Source organism: Thermogemmatispora sp. (assembly GCF_042408735.1).
Taxonomy (GTDB): Bacteria; Chloroflexota; Ktedonobacteria; order Ktedonobacterales; family Ktedonobacteraceae; genus Thermogemmatispora.
Genome location: NZ_JBHOQV010000153.1, coordinates 100,604 through 109,897, shown reverse-complemented (window position 1 = coordinate 109,897; position 9,294 = coordinate 100,604). Strand labels below are relative to the sequence as shown.

The following is a 9,294-nucleotide window of genomic DNA, read 5'->3' as shown; positions in this document are numbered from 1 at the left end:
AGCCATATAATTACTGATGACGGTATGAACGTATGTATGTATCTCATTGATATGTGCCTATCATATGCGATCACGTTTTCTTTTTCAAGGGTTTGCGACAGAAATAGCCATGAAGGGGAGTCTTCGCTCTGACAGCGAAGGGCAAAGTGTCGCACAGAGTGAACATGAGCTGCCTCTCAAACGCATCGCATGTTCGCAACAATGCAGCGCGCTATGTTAGTCTGAAAGGGCGGGAGAGCGTCGGGGAAAGCAGCAGACAAACAGGCAAGCAGACAAGAAGATCGATGGCTGCGGATAAATCCAGCGTATAGAGCGCCAGCGAGAAGGTGAGCCAGGAGCCGCACACTGGCTGTAGAGAAGAGCAGGTCGACGAGGCTGCTGACTCCCACTCCCGACGGCTAGCGTCTCCGCTGGCCAGATCCGGATCCGAGGCCACTTTCTCCAGAGGCCGGAGCGGCACATCGTCGGATCAGGCCAGCGCGAGCTTAGAGACGCAGGGAACGAGAAAGCAGGTCGGTGGGCGAACTGTGAGCGCTGGCTATGCCTGCCGGGGCCTGTAGTCGGGCCGGTGCCTCGCTGCTCAGGCTCCCCGCCTCCACTGTTTCGAACTGGAAGCCAACCAGGCTGCTGCGCAGCTCCTGGGCCACCGCCGCTAGCTGTTGGGTCAACGAGTTCACCTCGCTGGCAAAGGCCAGCGCCAGACGGGCCGCCTCCGCACTTTCTCCCCCTCCACTTCCTCCTCCGCCTGGACCCCCAACGGCTGCCGCACCGACGGCATTGAGCCTCACTCGCAAGCGGTTAAGCTCTTGCCCCAAGGCAAATAGCTCTCGATCGAGATCTTTCAATGCAGAGGCGAGCTGTTGCTGTAGGCTGCTCAGGCCCTGCTCGAGCTGCTGAAGCAAGGGGCTGGGAATGTGCAGCTCGCGGCGGATACCCTGGGCATTGGCCGTCCAGCGGGCCGGACGGGCAGCCTCTTCCTCGATCTGGCGCAGCAGCGCGCTCAGGCGCTGTAATTGCTCAACGGTCGTCGTATCGAGCAAGCCCTGCAGACGCTCGCGGCCGCGTCGCAGGCGGCCTTTTAGCTCTCCCAGCTCGCGCTCCAACTGTTCCCCCAGGCTCTTGCCAGAAGCGATCGGGGAAGCCAGCGAGCCAGAGGGACTACGGCCCCGTTCCCCCAGCGAGGCGAAGCCAGTGGCCAGGCTGGAAGTCTGACTCTCGGGACGCCCTGGCGCTGGTTGGAGATGGAGACTCTGGATGAGTGCATCGGCATGCTCCTGCTGCCGGCGCGTGATGATCTCCAGTTGTTGGATCGCCACCTGCACCCGCAGGACAAAGCGCCGAAAGCGCCCTACGGTGAAATTGAAGGCATTGGCGAGCAGACCAATGGGGTCATCGCTGACCGGCGCATTGATGCGCAGGTCGCCCGCACTGACGACGCGCATGTCGCTGAAGAGGTGCTCGGCGGCGTTGGTCAGGGCATCGCGCTGGCGTCGTGTCTCTTCCAGCAAGTTGAGCAGGGTCTCTAGCATGGCATTGAAGGCCGCCGAGACCTCGGCGATCTCGTCGCGCCCAATGACGGTCACGCGCGCCTCCAGTTGGCCGTTTTCAATAGCCCGCGTGACCTGCTGCAGATGGCGCAGGCGGCGTACCAGTGTTCCCGAGATGAACCAGCCTACGAGGACAATGGCCAGCGAGGCAAAGATGGCCCCGATGACGCTGGTAATGAGCTGGTTACGCTCTTCGACTCCTGCCGCCTGCTGAACGGCGGCGGCGAGGCGCTGATTGAGCTGAATAAGAGCACGCAGGGCGCTGAGAGCGTCAGCATTGGTCGGCTCAACCTGGAAGCGTAACAGGTTCTGAGCGTCGCTGAGATTGCCCTGGGCGATCTCCCCAAGCACCTGGTCCTGGGAGGCTCGATAGAGGCGCCAGGTGCGCAAGGCACTGGCCAGCAGGGTCTGTTGCTGCCCTTGCTGGCCACTCTGACCAGCCTCGGCCAGCAGCTCCATTTCATCGGGATGATTGACCAGCAGGTCCTGAGCGACGTAGGTGGACAGGATGGCGTCGTAGCGCGCCGCCAGGCCGCTGATGGCCTGACGCTCCTGGGCGATCGTTTCCTGGGAAGGGGCCGGGGCGCTGGCAGAGGCGAGCAGATTATGGACTTCGGTGTTCATGAGCTGCAGATAGTCGGCCCCCGTGGTGAGCGAGGTATTGATGCTCAGCAGTTTCTGGTAAAAGCTCGACTGCCGGCTCAAGGATTGGGAGCGCAGGACGCCGATCAGACCGGCGGCCAGGGCGGCGATCAGAGCGGCGAGAAGGAAGCCAACGGTGAGACGCTTGCCGATGGAGAGGTTGAGGAGCAGGTTGCCACTGCGCCGCGAGCGGGGACGAATGCGTAGATTGGGTCTGTGGTCGGCGGCGGTACCTGCCGGCAGCAAGGGAGAGGTTGCCAGCGAGGGTAGCTGCGCCTGGCCTTTTCTGTGGGCTGGCTGCTGCATCCTTACTCCTCCTTTCTGGGACCGAGGAAGCGGGCGCGCTCCGGCCCGGTTGTAGCCGCCAGAGCAAGAGCGCTGGTCTTCTTCCCCTGGCCGGTGGCTCCGTTGAGGTTCATAGCCGCAATGGGAATATAGCCCATCGCCTGTGCCTTCTGCTGCACCGGCGGGCTGAGCATGAAGTCGAGAAAGGCGCTCAGCAAGGGACTATCATCGCCCAGCGTATACATGTGTTCATAGCTCCAGAAGCTGTAGCGACCGGCCACAATATCGGCGAGCGTGGGCTTGGCGCCTTCGATGGCCAGAACCCGCACTGCCGGGGTCAGGACGGAGAGGGCCAGGTAACCGATGGCTCCCGGGGTGTGGGCCACGGTCTCTCGTACGGTCACAGAAGAGTCCGTCTGCAGCAGCTTGCCCTTCTCGTCGCGTCCTCCCAAGATGTATTTGCGAAAGGTGTCGCGAGTTCCAGAGGTCTGGGGACGCACAACCGGTACAATGGGCAGATCTGGGCCGCCAACCTGGCTCCAGTTGCTGATGCGACCCGTTGAGAAAATATCGATGATCTGCTGGCGCGTCAGCGAGGTGACGGTGACGTCAGGATTGACCACCATCGCAAAGGGGATGACGCAGACAATGTGGTCGGTCAGATTGGGATCGGGATAGATGGCTGGGTCGGCGTAGATGTCGGAGTCCCCAATGTCTGCCTGGCGACTGGTGACCGCCGCCAGGCCAGCCCGACTTCCTCCCCCGTCCACCTGAATGCGAACCTGGGGATGCTGGCTCTCAAAGAGAGTGGCGGCCGCATTGACCAGGGGCTGCAAGGCGGTCGAGCCGGCAATACGTAGTCGCCCGCTTAAAGCCTCCTGCGAGCCTGCTACTTCCCCACATCCCGTCAGAAGAATGAGTACGATCAGACCCAAACCAATTAGCGCTGCTCTTATCGCTCTCCTTCTTCCTCTTCTTTTTGTGCCGATCATTTTCTATCAATCAGTGCTCATACATAATAGAAAAAATAGATCACAAGGATGACCAGGCACCTCGCTCTGCCGGCTCTGCAGCCTGCGCGCTCTGCCAGCTCCCGCCCGGATCCGTAGGCTCGCACGCAGGCCGAGAGCCTCGGGTGCCTCCTTCACATCTTATGCACAACCCAGTTTAAGCCGTCATTAATCGCCGGTGAATTGAAGTTAATCACAATGTTAAATCTTGCCCAGGCAGTCGAGGGGAAGGTCCCCCTCTGGCCAGGCTGGTGGAGGCGCCTCTCTTCGGCGACGAAGGGCTGGGAAAAGTCGTCGAGATGGGTCCCTCTTGCTCGCTCTGGCTTCCCTGCTTGGCTGCCTGGTATAATCTAACCAGGAAGAAACACCTTGATGGAATAGGAAGCTTTTCTACACAGAAGCATCGCAGAGTGTCTGGCGAAAGGTAAGCAAGCTATGCCCCAGCAACATAAAAAGCAGCGTGCCCACGACTATAGCCCCAATCGCCGAGCGAGCAGCGCGACCTCCACCTTGAGGATTGCTTCAGGGGCGGGAGCGACCGGCCTGCTGCCGTCGACAGCTCCAGCTCCTGTCACCACGGCAGAGCCAACGAAGGCAGCTTCTTCGAGCAGAGCCGCAGAACAATCGGTCTCGAGCAGGCCGGCAGAGCGCGGCGTGATCCGGGTCGTAGTGGCCGACGATCATACCCTGATGCGCGAGGGGCTGCGCCATCTGCTTGAACTGGAGCCGGATCTCAAGGTTGTGGGGGAGGCCGCCGACGGGCCAGAAGCCCTGCGCGTCGTTCGTCAACTCTCTCCCGATGTGGTTCTGCTCGACATCAGCATGCCGCAACTCGATGGCCTCGCCCTGACGCGCCAGCTTGCCGAGGAACTCCCCCAGGTGGCCATCATCATCCTGACCATGCATCGCCAGCACCCTCAGGTACTGCGCGCTATCAAGAATGGTGCCCGCGGCTACCTTCTCAAGAGCGCCTCTTCTCAGGAGCTAATCCGCGCTATTCGCACGGTTCACGCCGGAGGAGCCTTGATCGAGCCAGAATTGACCGGCAGCGTGCTTGCCGAGCTGCGCCGCCTCTCTCAGCAGCCTGGCGCCTCTGGCTCGCCCACCCTCAACGACCTGACAGAGAAGGAGATCGAGATCATTCGTTACGTTGCCCGGGGCATGAGCAACCGCGAAATTGCTGCTCAGCTTTCCTACTCCGAGAAGACGGTCAAAAACTACCTCTCGGTCATCTTCCAGAAGCTCGGCATCCGTGACCGCACGCAGGCAGCCATCTTTGGCCTGCGTCAGGGCTTGCTGGCCGACGAGGGTCTGTAAGCGCTAAGGTCGGCAGCGCTCTCTCTGCACCTGTTGGCCCCAAGGCAGGCTGAGGTTGGCCAGGCCCAGCCGAGGCCGGGCGCGAGCTTCCGTAGACTCTGCCGCGCCAGTCGACCCCCTGCCCTGTCAGTTGGCGCCAACAAGCCTCGGCCAGGATGCCCATGAACAACAGGCCGGCCAGGGGATGGGTCAGGGTCTGACGGCACGGCAAGCCAGGGGCTTGGTTGAGGGAGCAGCGACAGACGAGGAGGGGAAGCAGCGTCAGGAGGCTCGTGAGGAGCGCCTCGCCCGCGCTGATCCCGTGTTGGCGCCACCAGCCGCGTGCCAGCCAGAGGAGCAGCGGCAACAGAAAAGGCAACACCGCGACAAGCGGCAGCCCCATGAGAGCAGCCAGCATGAAGGGCAGTCCTCCGCTGCCAACAAAGATGGTCTTGCGCCAGCCGCGCCAGAGGGCCGGCAGACCACAATAGAGCTGGACACGCACCAGGCCCCGCCCGTCATAGAGACGGAGGCGATAGCCGTGGCGCTTGACCACCACGGCCAGATCACGATCATCGATGGCTGAGCCGCGCAGCTCAGGATGGGCATAGCCGCCGATGGCTTCGTAGACGGAGCGGCGCAACAGGATATACTGACCGTTCGTCGTGGCCAGGGGAGAGCACGGCCGATTGACAAGGGGTGGCGGAAACTGGAGGCTCATGCCCATCAGGGCGAGTGGCAACGTGAGCCGATTCCAGCCATCGGCCAGCTCCTGCTCGGGCAACCACAGAGAGCAGATCTATCTCGCTCGCCAGGGCCTCACCCAGGGTCAGCCGCAGCGTTGACGGCGACCAGTAGCTGTCGGCGTCGGTGAAGACCAGCCAGCTACCGCGGGCCTGCGAGGCCCCAGCATGCAGGGCATGCGGCTTGCCCGCCCACCTCAAGGGAAGCTCGGCGCTGAGGGAGAGGAGTCGCAGGCGATCAGCCGACTCCGGCTGCGCCGCTAGCTGCTCCAGAATGGCCCGCGTCCGATCGCTGGAACCATCGTCGACGACAATCACCTCGTAGTCCGCCGGATAGTCTTGCAGGAGCAACGAGCGCACACAGCGCCCGATGTTGGCCTCCTCGTTGCGGGCCGGAACGAACAACAATCGAGACTACGGGTAACCCTGCGACGCCTGCTGGCGGCTGGCGCTCCCGCAGGGGTGCGCTCCGGCGATAGGGGTGAGCGATCCAATCGAGAAAGAGATAGAAGGCAGCCGTCGCCAGGGCGTAGCCGCGGAGCACAAGGCCCCAGGCTCGATGAGGTGGCCGCCTCGGCGTGAATGCCTTCAGCCTGAGCAGCTTCTGGCTCATAGTCTGATTATATCAGCTGCGGCCAGGCGCTTGAAATATTGCGACCGTGCCCCCGCTGAGGTACAATCACCAAGAGTGAAACATTCTCGCCTGCCACAGGCCGATCTGACACAAGAGCGGTGCGCCTCCCCGCGCCAGCGGATAGCGCGACTCCCCCCGGCAGAGGGCGGCAGACCCGCGCGCCCGGCATCGCGCTCTTAGCTTGGACAGAAGAAGCAGAAAGAGAAAAAACATACTTCTTGTCCGGCAGTGGAAAGGCGAGTTTGGCCTGAGCAGAGAGCAGAGAAAAGGGCATGGGCGTGAGCAGGGTTTGCCCCCCAGCGCAAACACAGCAGCCCGCTCGCCTGTGAGTCGGTAGTATAGAGGAATAGCATGCGGTATGGACGATATGGACGATACCCTGGGCTGGCGCTAAGCGCGCTCTTGATCGCGGGTATCATCTTGTTTCAGACCTGGTCTCCCCTGATGCCGGCTCCGGCAGCACAGGCGCACGCTTTTGTGATTGGCTCCGAGCCGATCGACGGCTCGACGGTCACCACCCCGCCGAGGGTGGTGCGTATCTTCTTTAATGGCCCCATCAGCCCCGCCAGCCGGGCCCTGGTTTTCGACCCCAACGAGCGCCTGGTGAACGCCGCCGCCAGTTACATCCCATCTGGCCATCCTCGGGAACTGGATACGCCTTTGCAGCCAAATTTAAGCGAAGGAAGCTATCTGGTTCGCTGGATAGCCCTGGCAGCCAACGATGGACGCACGACACAGGGAGCTATCGGCTTCAACATCGGCCACTCCAGCACCGGCCTGCCCGGCCAGACCATTCTTGGACCGAGCACGAGCAACTATCTGCCAACCCTGGACCTGCTCGGGATCCTCTCGGTGGCCTGGGAGTGGTTAGTCCTGCTGGCCCTGACTTTCTGGATCGGCCTGCTGGTCATGGAGCAGGTGGTGATGGAGCGCCGGGCGCGCTCGCTGGATCTGCTCATGCGGGCCCAGGCTCGGGCCCGTCCGCTGCAATGGCTCTGCCTGACCACGCTGCTGGTCGGTGAGGTGATCACTTTGATTCTGCGCTCGGTCAGCCTCAGTCAGGCGGCGGAGAGCGGTGGTATCGACTGGCAGGCTCTGCGGGCCGTGCTCCTGACGACCTCCTACGGCCCGCTCTGGCTGGCCCGTCTGGTCCTGATCGCTCTGGCTCTCCTCTGGTTGGCCGTGACGGCCCGCCGCCGCACACCCAAAGAAGCCACCGCCGGCGTGGCCCGCGTACTCCGGCGCGGCGGCTCACGCTTCGGACGGCTGCGACGCCAGGTGACCCAGGAGTATCGCGTGACAAAGGAACTGGTGACCACCGAGGAGGTGGCCCCTGGCGGCAGTACGCTCCCCCTTTCGCCCTGGGATACATCGCTCTGGCTGACTCTGGCCGCCCTCTACCTGCTTTCCTGGACGCTGACCAGCGATGAGGTGCAACAGGCCTCTCTCCACCTCAGCGCTATTGTGCTCTCCTGGCTCTCCCTCCTGTCTCAGGCCGTCTGGCTCGGCGGCCTGGCCTATCTGGGCTACGTCTTGCTGCCCTTGCTTGCTGGAATGGAGGCGGATCATCAGGCTGAGGTTCTGGTCACCCTGACTCGTCGCCTGACGCCCCTGCTGCTGATGGCAATGGCCGTGCTGCTGGTCAGTCAGCTTTTCCTGGCGGAAAGCGTCTTCTCCGATCTCCAGGCGCTGCTGACGACGGCCTATGGCCGCACGCTGCTGGTGCGCCTGGGCTTGACCGTCCTGCTCCTGGCCTTAAGCCTCTTCACGCTCTTCCGCATCACCCCGCGACTGGCGCGTCAGACGCTGCTTTTGCCAGTGGTTGATGCGGAGATGCCTGCTCGCCGTACGCGCCGTGAGGCGCTCCTACAGACCGAGCGCCAGCTTGGGCGGCTGTTGAAAGGACAGTCCTGGGTCGGGATGGCTATCCTGCTCTGTGCCGCCTTGATGAGCTTTTTCGCTCCACCGATCGCTTTTCCTCAGATCAACTACGCCCAGGCGGTCCAGAACCAGACAGGCCAGGCAGCTTCGACGACCCCACCGAGCGCCATCCAGCAGGTCGGAGACCTGACGGTCTCCCTCTTCATAACGCCAGGCCGCGTCAATAGTCCCCACACGGTGCTGATCCTGCTGACCGATAGTCGCGGTCAGCCAGTGACCAACGCCCGCATCAGCCTGGCTATCAATATGGTGCTCATGGACATGGGCACGGTCCAGCAGACGCTTAGCCGAGGGGAGCCAGCCTATGTGGCAACGTTCCCCGCGCGCTCCACTTTCGATATGGCAGGCTTATGGAAGCTTGAGCTGACCATCGAGCGCCCCGCTCAGCCCCCCCTGCGGACAACCTTCGAGTTTACCCTGAGCTGAAAGCGCGCCAGGGTTCTGCGTCCCCTGGCAGACTGGTTCTGGGCAGGGGGACCCGGCAGGCAGATCAGATCATCCGCCAGGTTCCCCCACCCAGGGCCGAGCGACCGGCCAACTAGCCAGCCCTCTAACGATCGGGAAAGCTCTCGGGCTGAAGGCCGGCCTCGCGCAGCGCCTCCCGATGATGGGCCGCCCGTTCGACGTAGCGCTGAGCGCTGCCGCGGATGTCTTCGATCTCTTCTGGAGTCAGATTGCGAACGACGCGCGCCGGTAAGCCAAAGGCCAGCACCCCGCCCGGGAGCGTTTTCCCCTCGCTCACCAGGGCACAGGCCCCAATGATGGTCTCCGCTCCAATACGCGCCCGGTTGAGAACAACCGCCTTCATGCCCAGCAGGACACGGTCGCCCAGGGTGGCACCGTGGATGATACAGCCATGACCAATGGTGCATTCCTCACCAATGGTCAGAGGGGCATCAGCATCGAGATGGAGCACACAGTTGTCTTGAATGTTGGTCCGCCTCCCAATCACAATGGGGCCAGTGTCCCCACGCACGACGCTGTTGTACCAGATACTCGCCCCCTCGCCAATGGTAACGTCACCTATGATATAGGCACCAGGAGCAATAAAGACGTTGTCGGCAATGCGCGGCCAAATTCCTCTGAACGGCAGGACAGGCATAGCTTTCCTCTCTCACAGACAAGTCTCCGACGACGGGCTGCCAGGGCGCCGACCAGCACCCACCCGCCTCTCTCACCATAGTACTCCCGACCAG

The 9,294-nt window shown here is 62.5% G+C and carries 7 protein-coding genes; 2 read left to right on the top strand and 5 right to left on the bottom strand.

What is annotated here, in order from left to right:
* Positions 1-485 precede the first annotated feature (485 nt).
* Positions 486-2,495 carry a HAMP domain-containing protein gene (locus ACFMO7_RS17410; RefSeq protein WP_376796756.1) on the bottom strand — a complete coding sequence of 670 codons (2,010 nt, stop codon included), beginning with the start codon at positions 2,493-2,495 and terminating at the stop codon, positions 486-488.
* 2 nt (positions 2,496-2,497) lie between these two features.
* Complete coding sequence (locus ACFMO7_RS17405; protein ID WP_376796755.1) at positions 2,498-3,409, bottom strand: phosphate ABC transporter substrate-binding protein; 912 nt, start codon at positions 3,407-3,409, stop codon at positions 2,498-2,500.
* Positions 3,410-3,919: 510 nt separating this feature from the next.
* Between ACFMO7_RS17405 and ACFMO7_RS17400 the strand changes: the two genes are divergently transcribed.
* Positions 3,920-4,801 (top strand): response regulator, encoded by an 882-nt coding sequence (locus ACFMO7_RS17400; RefSeq protein ID WP_376796754.1) that lies wholly within the window; start codon positions 3,920-3,922, stop codon positions 4,799-4,801.
* Here the strand turns inward: ACFMO7_RS17400 and ACFMO7_RS17395 are convergent.
* Positions 4,713-5,423 carry a hypothetical protein gene (locus ACFMO7_RS17395; protein WP_376796753.1) on the bottom strand — a complete coding sequence of 237 codons (711 nt, stop codon included), beginning with the start codon at positions 5,421-5,423 and terminating at the stop codon, positions 4,713-4,715. The two genes, ACFMO7_RS17400 and ACFMO7_RS17395, sit on opposite strands and share 89 nt — an antisense overlap.
* A complete protein-coding gene (locus tag ACFMO7_RS17390; protein WP_376796752.1) occupies positions 5,377-5,931 on the bottom strand; it encodes a glycosyltransferase in 555 nt (184 codons plus the stop codon). Before ACFMO7_RS17390 ends, ACFMO7_RS17395 begins: the two co-directional genes overlap by 47 nt.
* Positions 5,932-6,508: 577 nt before the next feature.
* Between ACFMO7_RS17390 and ACFMO7_RS17385 the strand changes: the two genes are divergently transcribed.
* Positions 6,509-8,524, top strand: coding sequence for a copper resistance protein CopC (locus tag ACFMO7_RS17385; protein ID WP_376796751.1), 2,016 nt, complete (start codon positions 6,509-6,511; stop codon positions 8,522-8,524).
* 124 nt (positions 8,525-8,648) lie between these two features.
* On the opposite strand, the gene ACFMO7_RS17380 is transcribed toward ACFMO7_RS17385, so the two are convergent.
* The gene (locus ACFMO7_RS17380; RefSeq protein WP_376796750.1) at positions 8,649-9,200 is read right to left on the bottom strand and encodes a gamma carbonic anhydrase family protein; all 552 of its coding nucleotides are present in this window, start codon (positions 9,198-9,200) and stop codon (positions 8,649-8,651) included.
* Positions 9,201-9,294: the final 94 nt, after the last annotated feature.